Source organism: Variovorax sp. KBW07 (genome assembly GCF_003852515.1).
Classification (GTDB): Bacteria; Pseudomonadota; Gammaproteobacteria; order Burkholderiales; family Burkholderiaceae_C; genus Variovorax.
This window is the reverse complement of record NZ_QAJK01000019.1, coordinates 14,117-37,687: the sequence shown is the minus strand read 5'-3', so window position 1 is coordinate 37,687 and position 23,571 is coordinate 14,117. Positions and strand designations below refer to the sequence as shown.

27 protein-coding genes are annotated in these 23,571 nt (G+C 67.2%); 18 read left to right on the top strand and 9 right to left on the bottom strand.

All coding sequences use genetic code 11. The features are described 5' to 3' along the window. Positions 1-98: 98 nt before the first annotated feature. Entirely contained in the window at positions 99-767 is a 669-nt protein-coding gene (locus tag DBV14_RS04260) for an RluA family pseudouridine synthase (protein ID WP_124457958.1), read from the top strand. A 19-nt stretch (positions 768-786) separates the two neighbouring features. Here DBV14_RS04260 and DBV14_RS04255 read toward each other — a convergent pair whose 3' ends face one another. The 5 genes from DBV14_RS04255 to DBV14_RS04235 form a co-directional block, all read right to left on the bottom strand. Continuing rightward, positions 787-1,224, bottom strand: a complete 438-nt coding sequence (locus DBV14_RS04255; RefSeq protein ID WP_124457957.1) for a universal stress protein — start codon at positions 1,222-1,224, stop codon at positions 787-789. Between the two features lie 139 nt (positions 1,225-1,363). Continuing rightward, positions 1,364-2,119, bottom strand: coding sequence for a 2OG-Fe dioxygenase family protein (locus tag DBV14_RS04250; RefSeq protein WP_124457956.1), 756 nt, complete (start codon positions 2,117-2,119; stop codon positions 1,364-1,366). Then, entirely contained in the window at positions 2,116-2,397 is a 282-nt protein-coding gene (locus tag DBV14_RS04245; protein WP_093239030.1) for a DUF427 domain-containing protein, read from the bottom strand. Before DBV14_RS04245 ends, DBV14_RS04250 begins: the two co-directional genes overlap by 4 nt. Before the next feature lie 162 nt (positions 2,398-2,559). Further along, positions 2,560-3,594 (bottom strand): L-histidine N(alpha)-methyltransferase, encoded by a 1,035-nt coding sequence (egtD, locus tag DBV14_RS04240; RefSeq protein WP_124457955.1) that lies wholly within the window; start codon positions 3,592-3,594, stop codon positions 2,560-2,562. A gap of 2 nt (positions 3,595-3,596) precedes the next feature. Then, entirely contained in the window at positions 3,597-4,904 is a 1,308-nt protein-coding gene (locus DBV14_RS04235; protein WP_124457954.1) for an ergothioneine biosynthesis protein EgtB, read from the bottom strand. 155 nt (positions 4,905-5,059) lie between these two features. Here DBV14_RS04235 and DBV14_RS04230 point away from each other — a divergent pair, with 155 nt between their 5' ends. Together DBV14_RS04230 and DBV14_RS04225 are read left to right on the top strand one after the other, a co-directional pair. Further along, positions 5,060-6,415 (top strand): NAD(P)/FAD-dependent oxidoreductase, encoded by a 1,356-nt coding sequence (locus tag DBV14_RS04230; protein ID WP_124457953.1) that lies wholly within the window; start codon positions 5,060-5,062, stop codon positions 6,413-6,415. Between the two features lie 16 nt (positions 6,416-6,431). Continuing rightward, positions 6,432-6,680 (top strand): hypothetical protein, encoded by a 249-nt coding sequence (locus DBV14_RS04225; RefSeq protein ID WP_124457952.1) that lies wholly within the window; start codon positions 6,432-6,434, stop codon positions 6,678-6,680. A 24-nt stretch (positions 6,681-6,704) separates the two neighbouring features. Here the strand turns inward: DBV14_RS04225 and DBV14_RS04220 are convergent, their stop codons facing one another. Continuing rightward, positions 6,705-8,636, bottom strand: a complete 1,932-nt coding sequence (locus tag DBV14_RS04220) for a PhoX family phosphatase (protein ID WP_124457951.1) — start codon at positions 8,634-8,636, stop codon at positions 6,705-6,707. A 106-nt stretch (positions 8,637-8,742) separates the two neighbouring features. Next, entirely contained in the window at positions 8,743-9,273 is a 531-nt protein-coding gene (locus tag DBV14_RS04215) for a thermonuclease family protein (protein ID WP_124457950.1), read from the bottom strand. Positions 9,274-9,396: 123 nt separating this feature from the next. Here DBV14_RS04215 and DBV14_RS04210 point away from each other — a divergent pair, with 123 nt between their 5' ends. Further along, positions 9,397-9,876, top strand: coding sequence for a tetratricopeptide repeat protein (locus tag DBV14_RS04210; RefSeq protein ID WP_124457949.1), 480 nt, complete (start codon positions 9,397-9,399; stop codon positions 9,874-9,876). A 45-nt stretch (positions 9,877-9,921) separates the two neighbouring features. Here DBV14_RS04210 and DBV14_RS04205 read toward each other — a convergent pair whose 3' ends face one another. Continuing rightward, positions 9,922-11,622: a long-chain fatty acid--CoA ligase gene (locus DBV14_RS04205; protein ID WP_124457948.1), complete on the bottom strand. Its 1,701-nt coding sequence runs from the start codon at positions 11,620-11,622 to the stop codon at positions 9,922-9,924. Positions 11,623-11,816: 194 nt separating this feature from the next. On the opposite strand from DBV14_RS04205, the gene DBV14_RS04200 reads away from it, so the two are divergent. Beyond that, positions 11,817-12,383 (top strand): CHRD domain-containing protein, encoded by a 567-nt coding sequence (locus DBV14_RS04200; protein WP_124457947.1) that lies wholly within the window; start codon positions 11,817-11,819, stop codon positions 12,381-12,383. A 130-nt stretch (positions 12,384-12,513) separates the two neighbouring features. Then, complete coding sequence (locus DBV14_RS04195) at positions 12,514-12,954, top strand: OsmC family protein (RefSeq protein WP_124457946.1); 441 nt, start codon at positions 12,514-12,516, stop codon at positions 12,952-12,954. Between the two features lie 57 nt (positions 12,955-13,011). Here DBV14_RS04195 and DBV14_RS04190 read toward each other — a convergent pair whose 3' ends face one another. After that, positions 13,012-13,779: a Crp/Fnr family transcriptional regulator gene (locus tag DBV14_RS04190; RefSeq protein ID WP_260396806.1), complete on the bottom strand. Its 768-nt coding sequence runs from the start codon at positions 13,777-13,779 to the stop codon at positions 13,012-13,014. 133 nt (positions 13,780-13,912) lie between these two features. Here DBV14_RS04190 and DBV14_RS04185 point away from each other — a divergent pair, with 133 nt between their 5' ends. The 12 genes from DBV14_RS04185 to DBV14_RS04130 all read left to right on the top strand — a co-directional run bounded on the left by DBV14_RS04185 (position 13,913) and on the right by DBV14_RS04130 (position 23,562). Continuing rightward, complete coding sequence (locus tag DBV14_RS04185) at positions 13,913-14,419, top strand: ester cyclase (RefSeq protein ID WP_124457944.1); 507 nt, start codon at positions 13,913-13,915, stop codon at positions 14,417-14,419. 297 nt (positions 14,420-14,716) lie between these two features. Next, entirely contained in the window at positions 14,717-15,790 is a 1,074-nt protein-coding gene (locus DBV14_RS04180; RefSeq protein WP_124457943.1) for a hypothetical protein, read from the top strand. 39 nt (positions 15,791-15,829) lie between these two features. Further along, positions 15,830-17,197: an MFS transporter gene (locus tag DBV14_RS04175; RefSeq protein WP_124457942.1), complete on the top strand. Its 1,368-nt coding sequence runs from the start codon at positions 15,830-15,832 to the stop codon at positions 17,195-17,197. A gap of 111 nt (positions 17,198-17,308) precedes the next feature. Next, the gene (locus tag DBV14_RS04170; RefSeq protein WP_124457941.1) at positions 17,309-18,103 is read left to right on the top strand and encodes a GntR family transcriptional regulator; all 795 of its coding nucleotides are present in this window, start codon (positions 17,309-17,311) and stop codon (positions 18,101-18,103) included. After that, positions 18,100-18,900: a transporter substrate-binding domain-containing protein gene (locus DBV14_RS04165; protein ID WP_124457940.1), complete on the top strand. Its 801-nt coding sequence runs from the start codon at positions 18,100-18,102 to the stop codon at positions 18,898-18,900. Before DBV14_RS04170 ends, DBV14_RS04165 begins: the two co-directional genes overlap by 4 nt. A 15-nt stretch (positions 18,901-18,915) precedes the next feature. After that, positions 18,916-19,578: an amino acid ABC transporter permease gene (locus DBV14_RS04160; protein WP_124457939.1), complete on the top strand. Its 663-nt coding sequence runs from the start codon at positions 18,916-18,918 to the stop codon at positions 19,576-19,578. A gap of 16 nt (positions 19,579-19,594) precedes the next feature. Beyond that, positions 19,595-20,248: an amino acid ABC transporter permease gene (locus DBV14_RS04155; protein WP_124457938.1), complete on the top strand. Its 654-nt coding sequence runs from the start codon at positions 19,595-19,597 to the stop codon at positions 20,246-20,248. Positions 20,249-20,261: 13 nt separating this feature from the next. Further along, on the top strand, positions 20,262-21,026 hold the full coding sequence (locus DBV14_RS04150) for an amino acid ABC transporter ATP-binding protein (RefSeq protein ID WP_185545919.1): 765 nt from the start codon (positions 20,262-20,264) through the stop codon (positions 21,024-21,026). Positions 21,027-21,253: 227 nt separating this feature from the next. Further along, complete coding sequence (locus DBV14_RS04145; protein WP_260396808.1) at positions 21,254-21,715, top strand: ATP-binding protein; 462 nt, start codon at positions 21,254-21,256, stop codon at positions 21,713-21,715. 40 nt (positions 21,716-21,755) lie between these two features. Then, the gene (locus tag DBV14_RS04140) at positions 21,756-22,247 is read left to right on the top strand and encodes a GNAT family N-acetyltransferase (protein WP_124457935.1); all 492 of its coding nucleotides are present in this window, start codon (positions 21,756-21,758) and stop codon (positions 22,245-22,247) included. Between the two features lie 146 nt (positions 22,248-22,393). Then, on the top strand, positions 22,394-23,095 hold the full coding sequence (locus DBV14_RS04135; RefSeq protein WP_185545918.1) for a helix-turn-helix domain-containing protein: 702 nt from the start codon (positions 22,394-22,396) through the stop codon (positions 23,093-23,095). Beyond that, positions 23,092-23,562 carry a GAF domain-containing protein gene (locus tag DBV14_RS04130; RefSeq protein WP_124457933.1) on the top strand — a complete coding sequence of 157 codons (471 nt, stop codon included), beginning with the start codon at positions 23,092-23,094 and terminating at the stop codon, positions 23,560-23,562. The genes DBV14_RS04135 and DBV14_RS04130 overlap by 4 nt, the downstream gene beginning before the upstream one ends. The last annotated feature ends 9 nt before the right edge of the window (positions 23,563-23,571 follow it).

The window sequence follows — 23,571 nt, the reverse complement described above, 5'->3', positions numbered from 1 at the left end:
TAGCCGAGGCTCCTTGAGCGGGTGTGAGCGGGGCATGAGCGGGGCGCAGCGCCCTGCTCCGCCCCTTCGCGCGGCTCTCTCTAAACTCGGCGGCATCCATGACCGTGCCACCGCCCCTGCAACCGATCCACGAAGACCCGTTCCTGCTGGTGTTCGACAAGCCAGCCGGCCTGCTCTGCGTGCCCGGCCGCGGCGAAGACAAGCAGGACTGCCTGAGCGCGCGCGCCATGCGGCAGTGGCCCGACGCGCTGATCGTGCACCGGCTCGACATGGGCACCAGCGGGCTGGTCGTGATGGCGCGCGGCATCGAGATGCAGCGCGCGCTGAGCGCGGCCTTTGCCGAGCGCCGCGTGCACAAGCGCTACGAAGCCATCGTCGACGGAATACTGCCGTTGCATGAAGACTGGTCGGTCATCGATGCGCCGCTCATGGCCGACTGGCCGCGACGGCCTTTGCAAAAGACCGACCCGGCTGGCAAGCCCAGCCTCACGCGCTGGCGTGCGCTGGCGTCGTCGGCGCTGCCCAGCGAACCCGAAGCCACCCATGTGTTGCTGGAGCCGGAGACAGGCCGCTCGCACCAGCTGCGTGTGCACCTGCTGTCGATCGGGCATCCGATTCTTGGCGATGCGCTCTACGGCGACGCGTCGCAGCAGGCACGTGCGCCGCGCCTGCTGCTGCATGCGAGCGAACTGGGCTTGGTGCACCCGGTGACGCAGCAAGACTTCCGTTGGAAGAGCCCGCCCGGTTTTTCTCTTGCGCTGTTGTAGTAACTGCTGCTGCCGCTGATCAGCCCTTGACGACCAGCACCGGCATGTTGGCATCTTGCAGTACGCGCTGCGTCACGCTGCCGAGCAACAGTTTTTCGATGCCGCTGCGGCCATGCGAGCCCATCACGATCAGGTCGGCCGCAATGGCGATGGCGGTGTCGACGATGCCTTCGTGCACCACGTGGCCGTCGATCACGCGCTGGTCGCTGTGCAGGCCCTCGGCCGCCAGCGCCGCAACGCCGCGTGCCAGGGCCGCATTGGCGCTCGCCGTGGCGGCGGCCAGGTATTCGTTCTGGCCGAGCGCATAGTCCGCGCCCACGCCGATGAAGGGATAGTTGTCGATCACGTGAATCAATGTGATGCGGCTTCCAAAAGCCAAAGCCAGGCCACTGGCCTTGCTGACAGCGAGCATGGAAGTTTCGGAGCCGTCGATTGGAACCAGGATGTGATTGAACATGGCGGACCTCGCTTTCGTTCGCAGACAGACACGGCGCGTACCGAGCCGGGCCCCGAATTTAACCGCTGTTGATGAGGGTGGGTGTAGGACTCGGGCCAGCGACCGTGCACGGCCCCCGTGCACGCGTCGCCGAAGGGGCTCAGTCCCCCTGGAAACCCTTGGCGCGGCAGGTGATCACGAGCGTGTCGCGCCATCCGTCGCCGCCCTCTTCGAGCGGCTGGATCGGCGTCGACTCGTGAATCACGCGCGCATCGTCGAGCACCAGCAGCGTCCACGGCTCGGTCATCGTGAAGCGCTCACCGCGGCGGCCGTTGGCCTCGAACACGCGCGTCTCGCCGCCCTTGATGCCGTGGCGCCCGACCAGCGCCACCGCCACCAGGTCGACACCGTCGCGGTGCGCACCCTCGGGCGTGGGACGGCCGATGCCGCCGGCGGTGTCGATGCGGAACTGGTGCGCCTCGACATACCAGCGCTGCGGCGTGCCGCGCATGTCGCTGCTGACCTTGCCGAGCTGCTGAAGCAGCCGCTGCCACACGGGCTGCGCCATCGTGGCATCGAGCATCGGCGCAAACCAGCGCTGCATGCCGCCGTGCAGCGCGTTGTATTCCACCGGCTGCCAGTGCGCGCGGTGCGGCACCTGCCGCAGCGTGGCGCGCTCGTCGGGCTCGACGGTGAAGCAGGCATGGCGCCGCGTGCGATAGCGGCCGCCGTCCTTCAGGTACTCGTCGGGTGGAAGATCGTCCCAGTCGGCGTGCAGTGCCTCGAGCTGCGAGATCGGCGCGCCGATCCAGTCGGCCACGCCCTGCGGGCTCAGCACCGCGTAGCCATGCTCGCGCAGTGCGGCGGGCAGTTCGGCGGGATCGGTGAAGGGTGGAGTGAATGCGGCCGTGGTCACGCGGCGACCTTCACGTCCTTCCAGAACGCGACGCGGTCGCGAATTTCCTCGGCTTCGGGCTTCGGGTCGGCGTAGTACCAGGCGGCGTCGGTGTTGAGCTCGCCATTGACCAGCAGCGAGTAGTAGTTCGCCGTGCCCTTCCAGGGACAGGTGGTCTTGTGGTTGCTGAAGGTGACGTGATCGCGATTGAGCGAGCTCATCGGGAAATAGTGGTTGCCTTCGACAAGCACGGTGTCGTCGCTTTCGGCGATGGTGACGCCGTTCCAGGTTGCTTTCATGGTCTTGGACTCCAGGGGGAGGGGTGGCGGGGCGCTGGCCGTTGCGCTGCCGCACGGGGCTTGCCTATTGTGCCGTTGCTCGGGGCCCGTGCTTTTTTCAGGGCGATATGAGCACTATTGCTTTGTTTGCTTCCCGAGGCCGAGCCTCGCCCCGGAACCCAGCTAGGCCAACAGCCAGTGAACGCTGAACAGCTTCTCCGGATCTGTCCACACCGCCCCCGGCCGGAACCCCGCCCGCACCGCCAGCGCACGCAGCCCTTCGACAGTGAACTTGTGCGAGTACTCCGTATGAATCGTCTCGCCTTCCTCGAACCCGAACTGCTCGCCCTTCAGCGAAACGTTCTGCGCCCGGCGGCTCACCAGGTGCATCTCGATCCGTTGCCGCGGCGCGTTGTAGAACGCCGCGTGCGTGAAGCCGTCGAGATCGAAGTCGGCGTCCAGCTCGGCATTGGCCCGGCGCAGCAGGTTGAGGTTGAACTCGCCCGTCACGCCTTGCGCATCGTTGTAGGCCGCATGCAGCCGCGCCGGGTCTTTCACCAGGTCGACGCCGATCAGCAGGCCGCCACCGCGCAGCATCCGCGCCGCCAGCTGCAGGAATGCCAGCGCCTCGTCGGGCTCGAAATTGCCGATGGTCGAGCCCGGAAAGAAGCCCACGCGCCGCCCTGCTCCCGCCATCGGCGCGGGCAGCACCAGCGGCATCGTGTAGTCGGCTGCAATGGGCTGCACCACCAGCTTCGGGTAGTCGGCCTTCAGGCGCTCGGCCGCCGCTTCGAGGTGCTCGCCGGAGATGTCGATGGGCAGGTAACGCTTCGGCGTTTCAAGCGCATCGAGCAGCAGGCGCACCTTGGTGAGCGACCCCGCGCCGAACTCCACGATCTCGGCATTCGGCCCGATCTGCCCGGCGATCTCGCCCGCGCATTCGCCAAGAATGCGAAGCTCGGTGCGCGTGGGGTAGTACTCGGGCAGTTCGCAGATGCGGTCGAACAATTGTGAGCCCGCGGCGTCGTAGAAGAACTTCGGCGAGATGCTGCGCGGCGTGCGCGACAGGCCCGCCTGCATCTCGCGACCGAACTCGGACAGCGGCTCGCCCGTTGCCGCCGTCGAGCGTTGCGCCGGTTGTTGATGCTGTTGCGGCTGCTGTTGCGACTTCGCCGCCACGAACGACAGCGAGGAAGACGAGGTGTTTGGATTGCGCATGATCAAAGGTCTTTCGCGAGCCGCAGCCCCGAGAACTGCCAGCGCGCAGCCGGCGGAAAAAAGTTGCGATAGCTGGGCCGCGTGTGCCCGGCCGGCGTGGCCACGCTGCCACCGCGCAACACCAGTTGCCCCACCATGAACTTGCCGTTGTATTCGGCCGCGATGCCCGGCATGGGCCGAAAGCCCGGGTACGGGTCGTACGACGAACGGGTCCACTGCCAGACGTGGCCCGTCATCTGCGCGATGCCGGGTGCGTCGCACGCGGCCTCCCATTCGAACTCGGTCGGCAGCCGCGCACCGGCCCATTCGGCGTACGCGGCGGCTTCATAGAAGCTCAGCTGCGCCACCGGTGCATCGGCCTCCATCGGCCGCACGCCATTGAGGCCAAACACATGCCAGCCGGCCGCCGCGCCCTGCGGCGACGCGTGCTGTTGTTGATGGTGCTGCTGGGGCTGCAGGCCGAAGCCGAGGCGCGGATCGTCGGGCGCGAGCCAGTACGCGGGATGGCGCCATCCGTTCGCCTGCACCGCGGCCCAGCCATCGGACAGCCACAGCTCGGCCCGCTGGTAGCCGCCATCGGCAATGAACTGCGCGTAGTCGCCGCAGTTCACCAGGCGGTCGGCAATGGCATAGGGCTGCACCAGCGCCTGGTGGCGCGGTGTCTCGTTGTCGAAAGAAAAATCGGCGCCCGCATGGCCCACTTCGACAAGGCCACCGGGCCGCGACAGCCAGCGCACCGCGGGCGGCACGGCCGCCAGCCGCAAGGCCGGCCCGCTCGCCGGCTTGTAGGCCGGCAGCAAAGGGTTGCACGACAGCGCATGCAGGATGTCGGTGAGCAACAGCTCCTGATGCTGCTGCTCGTGGTTGAGCCCGAGCGTGACGATGGGCTCGATGGCGGCCCAGTCGAGGCCGCCCTCTCCCCTCTCTCCCTCTTCTTCGAGCAGCCCGATCACCGCCTCGTCCACATGCCGGCGGTACGCATGCACCTCGTCGACCGAGGGCCGCGTGAGCAGCCCGCGGTGCGGCCGCGGATGGCGCGGGCCCAGGGCTTCGTAGTACGAATTGAAGAGGTAATGAAAACGCGGATCGAAAGGCTGGTAGCCCTTTGCATGCGGCTGCAGCAGCACGGTCTCGAAGAACCACGTGGTGTGCGCCAGGTGCCATTTGGTCGGGCTCGCATCGGGCATCGACTGAATGCACTGGTCTTCGGCGGAAAGCGGCGCTGCGAGCGCCAGGCTGGTGGCGCGCACCTCGCGAAACTTGTCGCGCAGTGCGCCCGCCGCCTGTGTGATCGGCCGGGAAAGCGTCATGGGGTCTCCAGTCGGGTCAGCCGCAAGTTGTAGCCCATCCGGGTTGCGGCGGTGCGTAGGACAAAACGCCGCAGCCCCGGCGCCGAATATTCGGCGGGCAGCCACTGTGGCACAAGATGCCGGGGCGTGCATGGCGGCTGCGTATCATCCGTTCGATGCAAACGAACAACCCTTCGACCGGGCCCGCCAGGCCCAGGGTCGTCATCGTCGGCTGCGGTTTCGGCGGACTCGAGGCGGCCCGCAAGCTGCAGGGCGCCGACGTCGATGTCACGGTGATCGACAAGACCAACCACCACCTGTTCCAGCCCCTGCTGTACCAGGTGGCCACGGCCGGCCTCGCGGCGCCGTCGATCGCGGCGCCGGTGCGCTCGCTGTTCCGCAAGCAGCCGCGCATCACCACGCTGCTGGGCGAAGTGAGCGGCATCGACCCGGCCACGCGCGCCGTGCAGTTGGCCAACGGCGACCGCGTGCCCTACGACCACCTGATCGTTGCCGCCGGCGCCACGCACAGCTACTTCGGGCACGACGAATGGGCACCCGTTGCACCGGGCCTGAAGACGCTGGCCGATGCCTTCGAGATCCGCCGCCGCGTGCTGCTGTCGTTCGAAAGCGCCGAGACCGCCACCGACCCCGAGCGCCGCCGCGCCCTGCTCACCTTCGTGGTGATCGGCGCCGGCCCCACGGGCGTCGAAATGGCCGGCACGCTGGCCGAAATTGCCAAGCACACGCTGTCGGGCGAGTTCCGCCACATCGACCCGTCGAGCGCGCAGGTGCTGCTGGTCGAAGGCGGCCCGCGCGTGCTGCAGGCCATGCCCGAATCGCTGAGCCAGAAGGCGCTGGAGCAGCTCGAAAAGCTGGGTGTCGAAGTACGGCTGAATGCGCGCGTCACCGCCATCGACCCCACCGGGCTCGAAGTGCAGACCGGCGGCGGTGCCGATGGCTCGGCCGTCGCGAGCTACCGAATCGATAGCAGCTGCGTGGTGTGGGCCGCCGGCGTGGCGGCCTCGCCGCTGGGCCGCATGCTCGGTGCCGCAACCGGCGTCGAGTGCGACCGCGCGGGCCGCATCAAGGTCGAGCCCGACCTGAGCCTGGCCGGCCACCCCGAGATCAGCGTGGTGGGCGACCTCGCGGCGGCCATGAGCCACGCGCCCGGCAAGGAGCCCAAGCCGGTGCCCGGCGTCTCGCCCGGCGCCAAGCAGATGGGCCGCGCCGCGGCCGCGAACATCCTGCGCCGCATCGCGGGCCAGCCGACGGTGCCGTTCCGCTATGCCGACTACGGCAACCTGGCCACCATCGGCCGCAACTCGGCGGTGGTCGACCTGGGCACGCCCTTCGGCCCGCTGCGTTTCAGCGGCCGGCCCGCATGGCTGTTCTGGCTGTTCGCGCACGCGTACTTCCTGATCGGTTTTCGCAACCGCATCGTCGTGATGATGGACTGGGCCGGCGCCTACTGGAGCTTCCAGCGCAATGCGCGCGTGGTGGCCGACGTGCAGGGCAAGGGCGAATCCTGAAGCCGGAGCCGGAGCCATGTCGCTCGCCTTGTGGATCGCCCTGCATGCGCTCGAAGCGCTGTTTCTTGTGTGGGTGCTGCGCTGGGGCGGCGCCGAGCGGCTCGAAGGCACTTTTACCTCGGGCCTGATCAGCAGCTTTGCGCCGCGCTGGAGCGCCGAGGGGCTGCGCATGGCGGCGCTGATCCTGCTGGTGTTCTGCGTGATCAGCTTTGCCGTGGGCCTGTTCGTGCCCTCGCTGCGCTGCTGGGTCGGCGGCGCCTGCTGACGCGCACCGCCGACATACTTTCTCTCAGCTTCCGATCACGCCGCCGTCGTTCTTCGTGATGGCCACCGTGGCCGAGCGCGGACGGCCCGCGCCGTCGGGCCACTTCGACACCGCGAGCGGACGGTCGGGGTCGCTGCGCTCGTTGGCCGGTTCGCCCGGATGCTGGATGTTGATGAACAGCGTGCGCAAGTCCGGCGAAGCCGTGAGGCCGGTGATTTCGCAGCCCGCCGGGCCGAGCAGGAAGCGGCGGATCTCGCCCTTGGTCGGGTCGCAGGCCAGCATCTGGTTGTTGGGCATGTTGGCGTACTCGCCCTTGCCCAGCGTCGATGTCGACACGTCGGTCTGGATCCACAGCACGCCGCGCGCATCGACCATCAGGCCGTCGGGGCTGCCGAAGGTGTCGCCCTTGATGTTGCCCTGCGCTTCATAGCGCGTCTGCTTCGGGTCGCCAGCCAGCACCAGGTGGTTCCATGCGAACTTCGTCGCATCGAGGTCGCCGTTTTCCTTCCAGCGAATGATCTGGCCCATCGTGTTGTTGGAGCGCGGATTGGCCGCGTCCATGAAGGGCTGGCCGGCGCCGCCGCGGTTGCTGTTGTTCGTCAGCGTGCAATACACCTCCTTGGTGAGCGGGTCCACGGTGGTCCACTCGGGGCGGTCCATCTTGGTGGCGCCCAGCAGGTCGCTGGCCTGGCGCGACTTGATGAGCACGTCACCTTGGTCCGCGAAGCCCTTGTCGGCCACCAGCCCGTTCTTGCCATGCACCAGCGGCAGCCATTCGCCGGTGCCGTCCACGTCGAAGCGGCCCACGTACAGCGTGCCGTGGTCGAGCAGTTCGCGGTTGGCCGCGGCGCCGCCGGGGCGCACCTTGTCGCGGCTGACGAACTTGTAGATGTATTCGAAGCGCGAGTCTTCGCCCATGTAGACCACGGCGCGCCCGTCGTCGGTGAGGGCCGTGGCGGCGCCTTCGTGCGCGGCGCGGCCCAGCGCGGTGCGCTTGCGCGGCGTCGAGGCCGGGTCTTGCGGATCAATCTCGACCACCCAGCCGTAGCGATTCGACTCGTTCGGGTGCTTCGCAACATCGAAGCGCTCTTCGTGCTCGTGCCAGCGGTACTTGGCGCCGTTGCCCTTCTTGATGCCCCAGCGCTTCTGGTGCGCGTCGGGCTTGTCGGTGCCCTCGAAATAATCGGCGAAGTTTTCTTCGCAGGTCAGGTAGGTGCCCCACGGCGTCTGGCCGTTGGCGCAGTTGTTGTAGGTGCCGAGCACCTGCGTGCCCGTCGGGTCGCCCGCGGTGCGCAGCATCGGGTGGCCCGTGGCGGGGCCGGTGAACGTCATCGGCGTGAGCGCGGTGATGCGGCGCGCAAAACGCGACGGCAGCACCTGCGACCACTTGGCGCCTTCGCGCTGCAGTTCGATGACCGACACGCCGTGCGCGTTCATCGACTTGCGCACCTTCTCGGCCGTCCAGGTCTTCATGCCGTCCGCATGCAGCAGGCCGTCGTCGACGTACTCGTGGTTCAGCACCAGCAGGCCGCGATTGGAGCCTTCGAGCGGAAAGAAGGCCATGCCGTCGTGGTGCATGCCGGCCTGCAGGGCCTGCTCTTCGGCGGTGTTGGAGCCATCGGCCTTGAAGGCGGGCATGCGGCCCGCGATGCCGGTGGCGTCGCCCCAGCGGTAGAGCACCTGCGTGCTGTAGCCCTCGGGCACCACCACCGTGTCGACCGCCGCCATCGGCACGCTCTTGAAGCCGATCGCCCGGCCCAGGCCGCTCACCGGGCCGCCGGCCGTGGTGGTCGCACATCCCGCCAGCGTGCCGGCCGCGAGCGGGCCGAACAGGCCAGCCACCGCAGCCGCCAGGCCGCCGCGCACGAACACGCGCCGGCTCGGGTCTGACACCTCGTGGATCGTCGGGTTGGCGGAGGGGTTGGAGTCCTCCATCAGGGCGTAGTCTTTGGCCATGTTCTTCTCGTCATCAGGATTGCGGGGAGCGGAAGATGGTCTCTTCGTCCCGTGAATCCCGCATGACACATGGCCGCGAATGGCCCCCCGGGCCGGAAAAAAATGCCTAGAAGAAGCTGCCGCCCCAGCGCGGCTGTTCCTGGTGCCGCTGGCGCTTGCGCCAGTCCCACGGCGGCGTGGGATTGGCGTCGGCCCACAGGCCCAGGCGCCGCACACGCGCGCCGTCCTGCAGCTTGAACAGCCCGCCACCGCGCTTGGTCGCGATGCGGTTGTAGTCGTACACCCAGGCCCAGCCTTGCGACACCATGCGGCTGCCGGCGTCTTCTCCGTTGCAGCTCACGTCGGCCACGGTGCGGCCGTAGCGGTCGGTGTCGACCTCGGTGATGAGCGCGTTCTCGCGAAAGCAGATGTCGCTCAGCGCCTGCTTGCTGCGCTGGCCGTAGGGCTGCGCTTTTTCGGGGGCGTCGATGGCCGCGATGCGTACCTTGACGCGCTCGTAGGCGCCAATGCGGCCGCAGCGCGCGGTGAGCGTGTCGCCGTCGCTGATGCCGACGACGAGGCAGTTTCGGGGGGCGGCTTGGGTCAGGAGGGGAGAAAAGGCAAGAAGGCTGAAAAGCAGCAGCGCGCGCAAATGCATGAAGAAAGAAACGGGAGATAGGCAGAATGGCTGGACCGATCGAGGCTAAGTGATCCACGCGCCCGAACGGACCGGTACACAGACTTTTTCTTTTGAGCTGCGCTTCAAAGGAGAGCACGCACCATGCAAGAACCCACCAAGGACGACTGGTTCCTCGAAGCGAACAACGCATGGGATGCCGGCGCGCACAAGAAGGCGCTGTCGCTGTTCCTCAAGGCGGCGGCAGCGGGCGAGACCCATGCGCTGAACAGCGTCGGCTACTTTCTCGACCATGGCATCGGCGTGAAGAAAGACGCCGCTGCCGCGCGCGAGTGGTACCGCAAGGCCGCCAGGGCGGGCGACGTCGCGGGGTGCGCCAACCTGGCCATCTGCTACCGCGACGAAGGCAACTTCCGCTGGGCCCGGTTCTGGTTCGAACGCGCCTACGCGCAGGGCGACGGCGACGCGGCGCTGGAGCTGGGGCGGCTCTTCCTGTGGGAAGGCCCGAACCGGAACGACCACAAGGTGGTCGACTACCTGGGCAAGGCCGCGGCATCGGCATCGATCACGCCGAACGGCAGGAAAGCAGCGCAGACGCTGCTGAAGTCGCTGGGACGAAAGTGAAGTTTCCCCGGCGGCATCGCACCGCCGGCGCCTTTGCTTTCGCGTTTACTTTTTCGCCCCGTTCTCGTCCTCCTGCAGCAGCCGCCACATCACCTTGCCACTGCCGCTCTTGGGCAACGCATCGACGAACTGCACCTTGCGCGGGATCTTGTAGACCGCCATGTTCTCGCGGCACCAGTCGATGATCTGCTGCTCGGTCGTGTCCTTGTGCGTGGCGCGCAGCACCACCACGGCCTTGACCGATTCGCCGCGGTAGTCGTCCTTGGTCGAGATGACGCAGGCCTCCTGCACCGCGGGGTGGCGAAACATCAGCAGCTCGACCTCGGCCGGCCACACCTTGAAGCCGCTGGCGTTGATCATCCGCTTCAGGCGGTCGGTGATGAAGAAGTAGCCGTCTTCGTCCATGCGGCCCATGTCGCCCGAACGGAAGAAGCGCTTGCCTTCGAATTCGACAAAGGCCGCGGCGGTTGCGTCGGGCCGCTTCCAGTAGCCCTGGAAAACTTCCGGCCCGTGAATGATGATTTCGCCCGATTCGCCGATCGGCATCTCGGCCAGCGTGTCGGGGTCGACCACGCGTGCGTCGGTGCTCATGAACGGAATGCCCAGGCACTGCTGCTTGGGGTTGTCCGACGGGTTGGTGTGCGAAGGCGCGGCGGTCTCGGTCAGGCCGTAGCCCTCCTGGTACTTCAGGCCGTATTGCTCGAACAGGCGCTGCGCCACGGCCTGCGGCATCGCGGCGCCGCCGCCGCCGATGTAGTTCATGCTCGACAGGTCATAGCTCGCGAAATTGGGGCTTGCCATGAGGTCGATCACCATGGTCGGGATGTTGGTCCACGCCGTGACCCTCCAGCGCGAGATGAGCCGGCCCGCCACGTCGCGGTCCCAGCGCGGCATGATGACCAGCGTGGCCGCCGCGAGGATGGCCGTGTGCATCATGCTCACCACGCCGGTGATGTGGAACATGGGCACCACGGCCAACACCACGGCTTCGGAGGTCGAGCCTCCCCAGAGCTGGCCGGCCATGGCGTTGTGCATCAGGCTCGAATGGTGGTGCACGCAGCCCTTGGGCAGGCCGGTGGTGCCGCTGGTGTAGGGCAGCAGCGCCATGTCGTTGGCGCCCACCACGTGCTCGGGCGGCGTGTGGTTGGCGGCCAGCGCGTCGGTCCAGGCCAGGGCCTTGCCGTTGGTCAGCTCCGGCAACGGATGGCGGGTGCCGAGCCAGTCTTTCCATGCCGCGGCCGGGGCGTCGTCGCCCGACACGTCGGCGTCGAAGGCGTCGGTGAACTGGGTCACGATCATGTGGGCCAGTTGCTGCTCGGGCGGCAGCGCATTGCTGGCCTTGGCCAGTTCGCCGGCCAGGTCGCCGGTAATGATCGCCACCTTGGCGTCGGGGTCGGTGATGTAGTGCTTGAGCTCCTCGGCCCGGTTCATCGGATTGACCGGCACCACCACGGCATTGGCACGCAGGATCGCGAAATGCGCGATGACCAGTTGCGGGCAGTTCTGCATGTCCAGGATCACGCGGTCGCCGCGCTTCACGCCCAGTGCGTGCAGCGCGCCGGCCAGGCGCTCGGCCTGCGCCGCCAGTTCGCGGTAGCTGAGCACGCGGCCGAAGAACACCAGCGCGGCCTTGTCCGGGTAGCGCGCGGCCGACGTGGCCAGGTTGTGCCAGAGCGAGGTGGCGGGCACGGTGATCGAATGCGGCAGGCGTTTGGGCCAGAACTTGTAGTGCGGGCGTTGTTGCATGGTGAGAACGGGCGGGGGAAAGAGAAGGAAGAAGAGAAGGAGGAATGACGGCGCACCAGCCTAAGCCGCCCGGGCCGCCGCTCCCATCGGGGAAGCCCCCGGGGCGTCACCTAGGCGACGCCCTTTTTTCGTACGCCCGGCATCGGCTATCGTGACGGCCCGGGCCGTGCGCCCTCACCCGAATTCCGCTGGCCATGCTCGAGCTCGTACGCAACACACTCCGCCGAAGAACCCTCCTGCTCGGCACCGCGCTGGCGGGGCTGGCCGCAACCGGCTGCGCGCTGGTCTCCCGGTTCGGGCCGCAGGAGCCGGCGCCGAGTTCGCAGCCCAAGGAGCCGCCGACATGGTTCATGGCCGACTGCTGGCTCGGCACCGAGGAAGTGGTCCCGCCCCTCGCCAGAAAGAGCAGCAAGGGTGGCGGCTCGATGTTCGGAACCCTGACGCTGGCCACCGGCCGCTTCGAGTGGCGCGTGAACTACGCGCGCCTGAGCGGGCCGGCAACGTTCGCGGGCTTCTACGGCCCCGCCGCCAAGGGCAGCAACGGCCCGCTGGCGATCCAGCTGCCGCCGCACAGCCAGGCCGAGCAGCGCGACCCAGGCGGCGACGGCTACGAGCTGACCGGCACGAGCACGCTGACGCAGGCACAGATGGCCGACCTGATGGCCGGCCTCTGGTACGTCAGCGTATCGACCCAGGCCTGGCCGGCGGGCGAAGTCCGGGGGCAGCTGAAGAAAAGCACGGCTGGCGTGCACGGCGGCTGACACCGGCACAACATCGGTCCAAAGCGCGGCGGCCACCATCGCCCCGCGCGATGCGCCCTGCGACTACAGACAGGCCCCGCTTTCCGAGCGATACCTGCGGTTCTTTTCAGTTCTTCTCAAAGGAAATTCCATGGCAGCAGAAAAGCACGCAAGCGTTCACTGGGAAGGTGCCGGCAAGACCGGCAAGGGCCAGGTCAGCACCGAGACCGGCGCCCTCAAGGACTACCCCTACGGCTTCGCAAGCCGCTTCGAAGATGACAAGCGCGGCACCAACCCCGAGGAAATCGTCGGCTCGGCCCACGCGGCCTGCTTCACGATGGCCTTTGCCTTCGCGCTAGAAAAAGAAGGCCTGGCCGCCACGAAGATCGACACCCGCGCGGCCGTGCGGCTGGCCAAGGACGGCGAGGGTTTCAAGATCGACCGCATCGCGCTCGAACTCGACGCCAGCGTGCCGAACCTGGACGAAGCGAAGTTCCAGCAGATCGCGGCCGCCGCCAAGGCCGGCTGCCCGCTGTCGAAGGCGCTGGCCAGCGTGCCCGAGATCACGCTGAAGGCGACGCTCGCAGCCTGATCGACTGACCGACTGACCGACCCGCCGACCGCCTGACCGGGCGGCCGGTGCCCGCGTTCAGCTCGGCGTGGCCGCGTGCCGCTCGAGCTGTTCGCGGTCGAGCAGTTCGATGCTGCGGTAGCGCACCCGCAGCGTGCCGTCTTCTTCCCACAGCTTCAGTTGCCGGTTCACGCTCTGGCGCGACACGCCGAGCATGAAGGACAGATCTTCCTGCGACACACCGAGCAGCGTGCCGCCACTGTTGCCACCGCCGCCATCAGCAGGCGCGGCCGCGCGTGCGTCCAGCGTCAACAAGCGGTGCGCCAGCCGCACCGGCAGCGGCATCAGGATCACGTCGTCGATCCACGCCAGTGCCTGCCGCAGCCGCAGGCACACCAGCCGCGTGAAAGCCATGTGCACATCGGGATGCGCGGCCACCAGCCGGTGAAAGTCGGCCGCCGCCACCACGGCCATCTCGGTCGTATCGACCGCGCAGGTGTCGTACACGCGCTCGCGCCCGACCAGCAGCGACACCTCGCCGAACCAGTGGCCCGGCTCGAGCATCGCGATCACCGCTTCGCGCCCGCCCGAGGCCACCACGCTCACCCGCAGCGACCCGCTGACCACGCCGAACAGCGCGTCGGGCGACGAGCCCTTGTGAAACAGCGATTCGCCGCGCGCGAGCGTGCGCCGGTGGGCCACGGCCAGCAGGCGCTGCTGCACGTCCTGCGGCAGCCGCATGTCGCTGGTGCTGCTGCTACTGCTGCTGCCCTGCGGCGGTGACGGCACCGCGTCGGAAGCTGCGGCCGGCCGGCCGGGCGGGTGAGACGACGTGCTGCGTGGCATCGGGGGTTTGTCCGGGGTGGCGATTGCCAACAACGGACAGTCTTGGTTCGAGGGGCTGCCGATAGTACGCAGACAGCCCGGGTCGGCGCATTCGCGGCAACCCGATGTCCCCTGTCACATGGAGCACACCCCGATGAAAGAAAACACCGAACTTCAAACCCGCCGCGAGCGCCTGGTGCTGGACCACTTCGCCGACGAAACGCGGCAGGACTTCGACGCCGTGCTCGGCACCTTCCCGCACCCGCACTACGAGCTGATTCCGAGTGGCGAAGTGCACGACGGCATTGCCGATGTGCGCCAGTACTACGCCGACACGCGCCGCGCGTTCCCCGACCAGCGGCACGAGATCATCCAGTTGCGCCATGCCGACGATTCGGTGATCGTCGAGTTCTGGCTGCTGGGCACGCACCGCGGCCCGCTGAAAGGCCTGCCGCCGACGGGCAACAGTTTTCGTTGCCGCATGAATGCGTTCTTCATCTTCGAGGGCGACCGGCTGGTGTGCGAGCGCGTGTACTTCGACACGCTGACGATGCTGCGGCAACTGCTGGCCGGCGTGCCCGCGGAAGCGGTCGGCCCGTTGGTCGCCGGACTGCTCGGCCAGCCGGTCGCGGCGCCGAAGCCCGAGACCGCTGCTGCGTGACCACTGCTGCAAATTCATTTGGGGCTGTGTTCGACATCTCTGGTGAGGGGTCGATGTATTGAGTTCTTTGTGCAAGGACACGGGGTCATTCTTGGGCGTGTGCGACTGACACCGGGTGCTCCCCTCCGCGAATGTCCCCCGCTTCGCTCCTCCTTTATTTCGCTGCGGGGAGCACCCGATGCCNNGGGGGACATTCGCGGAGCAGAACACACCGTCGGCGTGAGTGACGCCCTGAACAGCAACGCTTCAAACACCAGCACAGCAACAAACAAACGAGCAGGTTTTCAGGAGACGACCATGACACGAGACCCCGAGCCGACCGGCTTCGCACAGTTGACGCAGCTCGACGGCGCACGCGACGCGGCCATTCCGCAAGACCGCTTGCGTGCCATCCGCCACGGCGCCGAAGCGCTGCGCGAACAACTGCTGGACGGGCCGCCGGTGCGTTTTGCGCGCAGCTTCAACCTGCTGCGCATTCCGTATCCCGCGTGGTTCGCTTTTACCGGCGTGTACTCGCAGCAACTGCTCAAGCCGCACATGGTTCATCTGCTGGCGCGCACCACGCTCATCCAGTACGACGACTTCGAAGGCCGGCTGCGCACGCTGCTGTTCACGCCCGCCGACTTCGAGGCCGGCAACGAAACGCCCTACTTCAAGCGCCTGAGCGACCAGACGCCGAAGTTCCTGCACAAGGCCATTGCGCCGGTCTACCAGACCGTGCTTCAGGCATTGGCCAGCTGCGGTGTTTCGCCCGCGCAGATCGACTACATCACCTACGACCACCTCCACACGCAAGACGTGCGACGCTGGCTCGGCAACGCGGATGCGCCGGGGCTGCTGCCGAACGCCAGGCTGCTGGTGCATCGGCAAGAGCTGGCGAACGTGCATGGCCTGCTGCCGGTGCAGGCCGAGTGGTACTGCCCGCACGGGCTGGACGGCGTGCCGGCCGCGCGCATCGTCGCCTTCGACGGCAGCATCCAGCTCGGGCGCGGCCTTGCGCTGGTGCATACGCCGGGCCATACCGAAGGCAACCACTCGCTGGTCTACCGCACCGCCGACGGCCTGCGCGTGAGCAGCGAGAACGGCGTGGCGGCCGACAGCTGGGCGCCGCTGCAGTCGCGCCACAACGGCATCCGGCGCTATGCGAAGGCCACGGGTGCGGAGGTGATCCTCAACGGCAACACGCAGGAAGGCAGCAACGACCAGTACCTGTCGATGGTGCTGGAGAAGACGCTGGCCGGCACCTCGTCGTTGCACGGCTTCAGCAACGTCGTGCCGTCGGCCGAGTGCTCGCCGCACTGGTTGTTTCCGGGGGCGCCGACCAGCCACCTGTGGGGCGAGACGAATTTCGGCACGCCGGTGCGGGCCTGACGCGCCGCCGCATCGGTCAAGAAGAAAGAGACACGCACGATGAACTCCGCCACCCTCGATGCCGGCAATGCGCGCCCGGCCACATCCGCTGATGCCACTGACGCCACCGATGCCACCGATGCCACCGCCCGCGACGATGCCGCCCTGTTCCGCAAGATCACCTGGCGCCTGATGCCGCTGCTGTGCGCCTGCTACGTGCTGAACTACCTGGACCGCACCAACGTCGGCTACGCGCAGTTGCAGATGAAAGAGCAGCTGGGCTTCAGCGATGCGGTGTTCGGGCTGGGCGCGGGCATCTTCTTCATCGGCTATGCGGTGTTCGAGATCCCGAGCAACCTGATGCTCGCGAAGATCGGCGTGCGCGCCACCCTGCTGCGCATCATGGGCCTGTGGGGACTGGCCTCGGCGGCGATGATGTTCGCCACCACGCCCATGCAGTTCTATGTGCTGCGCTTTCTCATCGGCGTGTTCGAAGCCGGCTTCGCGCCGGGCGTGCTGTTCTACCTGACGCTCTGGTTTCCGTCGCACCGCCGCGCGCAGGCGACCGCGCTGTTCTTCATGGCCTTCGGCGCGGCGCCCATCGTGGCGGGGCCGATTGCCGGGCTCACCATGACCTACCTCGACGGCGTGCTGGCGCTGCGGGGTTGGCAATGGCTGTTTTTGCTCGAAGGCCTGCCGAGTGTGTTGCTGGGCATCGCGGCTTTCCGCTGCCTGTCGAACAGCCCTGCTCAAGCGCCGTGGCTCTGCGCCGCTGAAAAGCAGCGCGTGGCGCGCCTGCTGGCCGACGACCAGGCCATGCATGGCGCCGCCGAGCGGCACACCTTCGGGGCGGCCATGCGCGACGGGCGCGTGTGGCTGATCGGCTTCATGTCTTTCCTGATCATCCTGGGCATTTACGCGCTGTCGTTCTGGCAGCCGACCATCCTGAAATCGATGGGGCTCAGCGTGCTGCAGATCGGCTTCTATTCGGTCATTCCCGCGGTCGCGGGCATCGCGGCCAACATCGTCGTCGGGCGGCATTCCGACCGGCGCAAGGAACGGCGCTGGCACTTCGCGCTGGGCGCGCTGGTGGGCGCGGCGGGCCTGGCCCTGACCACGCTGTTCATGCACAACGCTTTTGCGGCCGTGTTGTGCCTGGCGCTGGCGTCGATGGGCATCTCGAGCGCGTTCACCGTGCTCTGGTCGATTCCCGGCAGCTTCATGTCGAAGAGCGCCGCGGCGGCAGGCATCGCGCTCATCAGCACCATAGGCGGCAGCGCGGGGCTGGTCGCACCGATGATGGTCGGCGCGTTGAAGACGGCGACGGGCGGCTTCACGGCCAGCCTCTATGTCCTGAGCGGTGCGCTGGTGCTGTCGGCGCTGCTGATGCTGCTGGCGCTACCGCGCAGCGCGCTCGGCAAGCGATAAGCGCCCTGGCCGGCGGCGCCCCGGGCCAGCGGGCGCGCGCCCTGCCGTGGCCCATTTCGGTGCACACAGCTTGCATACCAGTTGGCACAGAAGCTGCTGATATGCAGGCCTATGGCCATTTCCGCATCCGAAATCAGTGCACGCATCGTCGAAGCGGTGATGGCGCAAAAGCTCGCGCCGGGTTCGCGCCTGGGCGAGCAGCAGCTGGCCATGCTGTTCGACTGCAGCCGCACCATCGTGCGCGAAGCGCTCACCCGGCTGGCGGCGCGCGGCATCGTCACGGTCAGCGCGCGGCGCGGCTGGTTCGTCATCGAGCCCTCGCAAGACGAGGCGCGCGAGGCCTTCGAGGCCCGCCGCGTGATCGAGCTGGGCCTCATCCGCAGCACGGGCAGTACCGGCAAGATCGACAAGGCCGCCCTGCGCCAACTGAAGGCGCACCTGCAACGTGAAAGAGCCGCACTGAAAGAAAGCGACGTCGGCAACCGCAGCTTTCTGCTGGGCGACTTTCATGTGTGCCTGGCCGAATGCCTGGGCAACACGCTGCTGGCCGACACGCTGCGCGACTTCACGGCGCGCACCACGCTGATCGCCATGCTCTACCAGTCCACGCACGACGCGGTGCAGTCGTGCGAAGACCACGTGCGCATCGTCGCGGCGCTGGAGCGCGGCGACCACGCCGCCGCCGAAACGCTGATGGCCGAGCACATCGGCACGGTGCAGTCGGCGCTGCGCGTGCAGGCGCCGACCGATCCGCTCGCGCAGTTGCGCGACGCGCTGGCACCGCTGCAGAACACCCACGCGGTTGCCGTTGCCGGTACGACCACCAAGGCCAGGCGCCGCAAGGCCGCTGCGCCTTCCCCCGACGACACCACCGATTCTTCGACTTACCTAGGAGCCCTGCTATGAACCTCTCTTCGTCCAAACGCCATCTCTCCCTCGCACTGGTGTCGCTCGCCATGCTGGCCGCCACCGGGGCCGCCAACGCGCAGAACGCGCTCGACAACGTGCTCAAGGCCAAGACCATCAAGATCGCCGTGCCGACCGACTACCCGCCCTACGGCTCGGTCGACAAGAACATGAAGCCCCAGGGCCTCGACGTCGAAATGGCCGAGCTGATCGCCGCCAAGCTGGGCGTGAAGGTCGAGCTGGTGCCCGTGACCAGTGCCAACCGCATCCCGTACCTGCAGACGCGCAAGGCCGACCTGGTGATCTCCACGTTGGGCAAGAACCCCGAGCGCGAGAAGGTGATCGACTTCTCTTCGGCCTACGCGCCCTTCTTCCAGGCCGTGTACGCCGCCAAGAGCATGAAGCTCACCAACTTCGCCGACATGGCAGGCAAGACCGTCGCCGTGACGCGTGGCGCGATGGAAGACCAGGAGCTGAACAAGGTGGCGCCACCCAACGTCGACTACCGCCGCTTCGAGGACAACAACGCGACCATCGCGGCCTTCGTGGCCGGCCAGACGCAGACCCTCGCGACCAGCGCGGCGGTCGCCGGCGACATGCTCGCCAAGAACCCGAAGGTGAGCGCCGAGTTCAAGCTGCTGCTGAAAGACAGCCCCTGCTTCGTCGGCATCGCCAAGGGCGAAACTGCGCTGAAGGCCAAGGTCAACGACATCATCGCCACCGCCAAGAAAGACGGCACGCTGGACGCCATGTCGAAGAAGTGGCTCGGCAAGGCCGCCGGCGACCTCCCCGTCTGATCGACCGGCGCGGCCATGGGCATCGAATTCGACTTTGGCGCGGTTCTCGCCGAATGGCCGCTGCTGCTGCGCGGCGTGGCATGGACCATCGGCCTGACCGCCATCGGCACCGTGCTGGGCATGGCGGTCGGCGTGTTCTGCGCATGGGCGCGCTCGGGCGGCCCGCGCTGGCTGCGCGCCATCGTGGGCACCTATGTGGAGCTGATCCGCAACACGCCCTTCATCGTGCAGCTGTTCTTCATCTTCTTCGGACTTCCGGCGGCGGGCGTGAAGCTCTCGCCCGAGGTGGCCTCGGTGATCGCGATGGTCATGAACCTGGGCGCCTACTCCACCGAGATCATTCGCGCCGGCATCGAGGCCACGCCCAAGGGGCAGATCGAAGCGGCCGTGAGCCTGGCGCTGAGCAAGGCGCAGGTATTTTTGCGCGTGGTGCTGCCGCCGGCGCTGAAGAAGGTCTGGCCCGCGATGGTGAGCCAGATCATCATCGTGATGCTGGGCTCGGCGGTGTGCGGACAGATCTCGACCGAGGAGCTGAGCTACGCGGCCAACCTGATCCAGAGCCGCAACTTCCGCGCGTTCGAGGCCTTCATCATCGCCACGCTCATCTACCTTGCGCTGTCGGTGGCGCTGCGGCGGCTGCTCGACTGGGCGGGGCCGAGGTTCTTCTTCGGCCGCTGAACGCAGGAACGCCGCCATGACCGATTTTTCTCTCTGGGACATCCTGCGCAACCTGCTGATGGCACTGCGATGGACCGTCGTGCTCTCGCTCATCGCCTTCATCGGCGGCGGCATCGTGGGGGCGCTGCTGCTGTTCGCGCGCATGCGCGGCGGCAAGGTGGCCGGCAAGGCCGTCGGCCTGTACGTACAGCTCTTTCAAGGCACGCCGCTGCTGATGCAGCTGTTTCTCGCCTACTTCGGCATTGCGCTGTTCGGCATCGACGTGTCGGCGTGGACGGCGGCCAGCGTGGCGCTCACGCTCTACACCAGCGCCTTTCTCACGGAGATCTGGCGCGGCTGCGTGGCCTCGATCCCGAAGGGCCAGTGGGAAGCCTCGGGCAGCCTGGCCCTCAGCTTCGGCGAGCAGATGCGCCACGTGATCCTGCCGCAGGCCGTGAAGATTGCGATTGCGCCGACGGTCGGTTTTTTGGTGCAGGTCATCAAGGGCACCGCACTCGCTTCGGTGATCGGCTTTGTCGAACTCACCAAGGCCGGCAGCATGATTTCGAACGCCACCTTCAAGCCCTTCGTGGTGTTCAGCTGCGTGGCGCTGCTTTACTTCGTGCTGTGCTTCCCAGTGAGCCTGTACGCCAAGAACCTCGAGAGGAAGACCCATGGCCGCCGTGCTTGAACAAACCAACCCCATGGAACCCGCGGAACCCGCCACGTTCGCCGCGCCCATCGTGCGCATCACGGCGCTGCGCAAGTCGTACGGCAGCAACGAAGTGCTCAAGGGCATCGACCTCGACGTGAAGCGCGGCGAGGTCATCGCCATCATCGGCAAGAGCGGCTCGGGCAAGAGCACGCTGCTGCGCTGCATCAACGGGCTCGAGGTTTTCCAGGAAGGTTCGCTCACCGTCGACGGCAAGCCGCTGCTGCACGAGAGCGCCATGGCCATGCGCGAGCTGCGGCAGCGCGTGGGCATGATCTTCCAGAGCTTCAACCTGTTCCCCCACCTCATGGTGGGAAAGAACGTGATGCTCGCACCCACGCTGGTGAAGAAGCGCTCGTCGATGGAAGCCGCCTCGCAGGCGCGCAAGCTGCTCGAGCGCGTGGGCCTTGCAGAGAAGTTCGACGCCATGCCCGAGCAACTGTCCGGCGGGCAGCAGCAGCGCGTGGCCATTGCGCGCGCGCTGGCGATGGAGCCGGCGGTGTTGCTGTGCGACGAAATTACCTCCGCGCTCGACCCCGAGCTGGTGGGCGAAGTGCTGCGCGTGGTGGAGTCGCTGGCCGACGAGGGCATGACGCTGTTGATGGTCACGCACGAAATGAGCTTCGCGCGCAAGGTCAGTGACCGCGTGATCTTCATGCACCAGGGCCGCGTGCACGAGATGGGTCCGCCGGCGGAACTGTTCGGCAACCCACAGACGGCGGAGCTGAAGCAGTTCCTGTCGTCGCTGCATGACTGACGAGGACGCCGACCTGCGCTATCCTCGGCCCATGGCCTGCCTGCAGATCGCGTCGATTATTCGCACCATTTCGAAGATGGTGGGTTAGCGCGCGATTCGAACAAGGTTCACGCCACACGACCCGCCCCATGAGGCGGGTTTTTTACGTCTCCTGGGGTCTGTTTTCAAAGTCCAAGCCCACAGGAGAAACCCAATTGACCCCATCATCCACGCCCGCCACGCTTCACATGGTCTGCGGCAAGATCGGCGCCGGCAAATCGACGCTCACCCGCCGCCTGGCGCAGGAGCCCGCCACCGTGCTCATCAGCGAAGACGCCTGGCTCGACGCCCTGTACCCGGGCGAGATCCGCGAACTGCCCGACTACGTGCGCGCCTCCGGGCGGCTGAAGCAGGCCATGGCCAGCCATGTGTCGGCGCTGTTGGCGGCCGGGGTGTCGGTGGTGCTCGACTTTCCGGCCAACACGCTGGGCAACCGGGCGTGGGCGCGCGGCATCTTCGAGGCTGCCGGCGCGGCGCACCAGCTTCACTTTCTGGATGTGCCCGACGAGGTCTGCAAGCAGCGCCTGCGCGCGCGCAACGCCAGCGGGGAGCACCCCTTCGAGACGAGCGACGCGCAGTTCGACATGATCACCCGCCACTTCGTCGCGCCGACGGCGGACGAAGGCTTTCAGGTGGTCCGCCACGCATAGCGCGGGCACACCACGCGGCGGATGCTTATGCTCGGCCTCCATGCAGATCGAACAAGCCCGACCCGCCGAGGCGCCCACCGTTTCCGCCGTCCTGACCGAAGCCGCGCAGTGGCTTGCCGCCGATGGCCGGCCGCTGTGGTCGGCCGCCGATACCGGCCTGGAGCGCGTGCAGCGCGACACCGACGCGGGGCGCTACTTCATCGCGCGGAAGAATGCCGACGTGGCCGGCGTGGTGCGCATCGACCTGGAAGACCCGCACTTCTGGCCCGAGATCGAAAGCGGCAGCTCGGCCTTCGTCCACAAGCTGGCGGTCAGCCGGCAATGGGCCGGGCACGGCGTGTCGACCGCGCTGCTGGGCTTTGCGCGCGAGCATGCGACGGGCCTGGGCCTGCAGCACCTGCGGCTCGACTGCGTGGCAGACAGGGCGCCGCTGCGCGCGCTCTACGAGCGCTTCGGGTTTTCCCTGCACAGCGAGATTCAAAAAGGGACCACGTCCTTCGCCCGCTACGAACTCCCCCTCGGCCGCCGCTAGCCAGCGCCCGGGGGAGTTGAAAAGGTCCTGTTGGAAGCACGAGGGCCACGCGCCTTTCTTCACGACTCAAAGTAAAATTTTTTTACTTTGAGTGATATGCTTTTTACTAATTCATGAAAAAGTCGCCATCGCCCCTCAAGCAACCGGTGAGCGCCGACTCCGCAAGGAGCAGCGAGGGTGTTCTCTCCAACATCGGCGAAGCCTTGCGTTCGCGCCGCCGGCAGTTGCACCTGAGCCTTGCGGAAGTCGCCGAGCGCAGCGAACTCAGCATCGGCTACATCTCCCAGATCGAGAGAAACCTGGCATCGCCCTCGCTGACCGCGCTGATGCGCATCGGCCAGGTGCTGGGACTGGAGCTGGACTACTTCTTCCACGCCCGCAGTGCCGGCGGGCACCACTTTCCGCAAAGCGCGCGCACGCCGTTCCAGCTCCAGGCGAGCGGCATGACATTCGACCGGATCAGCGGGGAATTTCCCTCCAGCGTGGTGAATGCGCTGGTGGTGACCGTTCCTCCGGGGCACAGGTCTTCGCCCGTGACGCACCCTGGCGAAGAGCTGGCCTACGTCATCAGCGGCAACCTGCAATACACCCTGGGCGAGAGAAAACTCCACCTGAGCGAAGGCGATTCGGTCCACCTGCCTTCCGACACGCCGCACTGCTGGGAGAACCCTTTCGCCAAGGCCGCCACGGTGCTTTGGGTTGGCACCGCGCCCCTGTTCAAGGCGGGTTCGGGCGATGCCGACACCCACGAAGAACTGCAGAGCCATGGCTCGCCGACGAGGCGATCTTCCGCGCCCAAGGCCAAGCCGGCGACTGCGCCAGCCAAGAAAAAAAAGACCCGCCCATGAGCGCCCACCCGACTCCCGAATTCGAAGCCACCTTTGCCGCCATCAGCGAACGGCTGCGGCAGCGCATCGGCCACAGGCTGCTGACCGTCAGCCGCGTCCTGCCTCACGAGCCCAGCGTCGAGCGGATCTATTCCAGCCAACCCGAGGCGTATCCGATCCACGGCAGAAAGCCCAGGGACACGACCGAGTGGACCGCGTTGATGGAACGCGGAGAGTGCTTCGTGGCCAACCACCCCGATCACTTCGGCCCGCATTTCTCCGACCTGCCGGCCATCGTCGGGCAGGGGCTCGGCGCGGTCATCAACATCCCGATCCTCGACGGGCGCCGCATGCTCGGCACCCTGAATCTGCTCGACAAGGCCGGCGCCTACGGCGGCCCCGTGCTCGATGCATGCCTGGCGGTCCGCGACCAGGCCAAAGAAGGTTTTTTCCAGCACGAGCAGTGGATCGCACAGCGACCTGCCTGATCCGCGTCC

Coding starts and splice junctions, on each gene's coding strand:
- DBV14_RS04260 (WP_124457958.1), top strand. CDS start 99: ATGACCGTGCCACCGCCCCTGCAACCGATCCACGAAGACCCGTTCCTG.
- DBV14_RS04255 (WP_124457957.1), bottom strand. CDS start 1,224: ATGTTCAATCACATCCTGGTTCCAATCGACGGCTCCGAAACTTCCATG.
- DBV14_RS04245 (WP_093239030.1), bottom strand. CDS start 2,397: ATGAAAGCAACCTGGAACGGCGTCACCATCGCCGAAAGCGACGACACC.
- egtD (WP_124457955.1), bottom strand. CDS start 3,594: ATGCGCAATCCAAACACCTCGTCTTCCTCGCTGTCGTTCGTGGCGGCG.
- DBV14_RS04235 (WP_124457954.1), bottom strand. CDS start 4,904: ATGACGCTTTCCCGGCCGATCACACAGGCGGCGGGCGCACTGCGCGAC.
- DBV14_RS04230 (WP_124457953.1), top strand. CDS start 5,060: ATGCAAACGAACAACCCTTCGACCGGGCCCGCCAGGCCCAGGGTCGTC.
- DBV14_RS04225 (WP_124457952.1), top strand. CDS start 6,432: ATGTCGCTCGCCTTGTGGATCGCCCTGCATGCGCTCGAAGCGCTGTTT.
- DBV14_RS04220 (WP_124457951.1), bottom strand. CDS start 8,636: ATGGCCAAAGACTACGCCCTGATGGAGGACTCCAACCCCTCCGCCAAC.
- DBV14_RS04215 (WP_124457950.1), bottom strand. CDS start 9,273: ATGCATTTGCGCGCGCTGCTGCTTTTCAGCCTTCTTGCCTTTTCTCCC.
- DBV14_RS04210 (WP_124457949.1), top strand. CDS start 9,397: ATGCAAGAACCCACCAAGGACGACTGGTTCCTCGAAGCGAACAACGCA.
- DBV14_RS04205 (WP_124457948.1), bottom strand. CDS start 11,622: ATGCAACAACGCCCGCACTACAAGTTCTGGCCCAAACGCCTGCCGCAT.
- DBV14_RS04200 (WP_124457947.1), top strand. CDS start 11,817: ATGCTCGAGCTCGTACGCAACACACTCCGCCGAAGAACCCTCCTGCTC.
- DBV14_RS04195 (WP_124457946.1), top strand. CDS start 12,514: ATGGCAGCAGAAAAGCACGCAAGCGTTCACTGGGAAGGTGCCGGCAAG.
- DBV14_RS04190 (WP_260396806.1), bottom strand. CDS start 13,779: ATGCCACGCAGCACGTCGTCTCACCCGCCCGGCCGGCCGGCCGCAGCT.
- DBV14_RS04185 (WP_124457944.1), top strand. CDS start 13,913: ATGAAAGAAAACACCGAACTTCAAACCCGCCGCGAGCGCCTGGTGCTG.
- DBV14_RS04180 (WP_124457943.1), top strand. CDS start 14,717: ATGACACGAGACCCCGAGCCGACCGGCTTCGCACAGTTGACGCAGCTC.
- DBV14_RS04175 (WP_124457942.1), top strand. CDS start 15,830: ATGAACTCCGCCACCCTCGATGCCGGCAATGCGCGCCCGGCCACATCC.
- DBV14_RS04170 (WP_124457941.1), top strand. CDS start 17,309: ATGGCCATTTCCGCATCCGAAATCAGTGCACGCATCGTCGAAGCGGTG.
- DBV14_RS04165 (WP_124457940.1), top strand. CDS start 18,100: ATGAACCTCTCTTCGTCCAAACGCCATCTCTCCCTCGCACTGGTGTCG.
- DBV14_RS04160 (WP_124457939.1), top strand. CDS start 18,916: ATGGGCATCGAATTCGACTTTGGCGCGGTTCTCGCCGAATGGCCGCTG.
- DBV14_RS04155 (WP_124457938.1), top strand. CDS start 19,595: ATGACCGATTTTTCTCTCTGGGACATCCTGCGCAACCTGCTGATGGCA.
- DBV14_RS04150 (WP_185545919.1), top strand. CDS start 20,262: ATGGAACCCGCGGAACCCGCCACGTTCGCCGCGCCCATCGTGCGCATC.
- DBV14_RS04145 (WP_260396808.1), top strand. CDS start 21,254: ATGGTCTGCGGCAAGATCGGCGCCGGCAAATCGACGCTCACCCGCCGC.
- DBV14_RS04140 (WP_124457935.1), top strand. CDS start 21,756: ATGCAGATCGAACAAGCCCGACCCGCCGAGGCGCCCACCGTTTCCGCC.
- DBV14_RS04130 (WP_124457933.1), top strand. CDS start 23,092: ATGAGCGCCCACCCGACTCCCGAATTCGAAGCCACCTTTGCCGCCATC.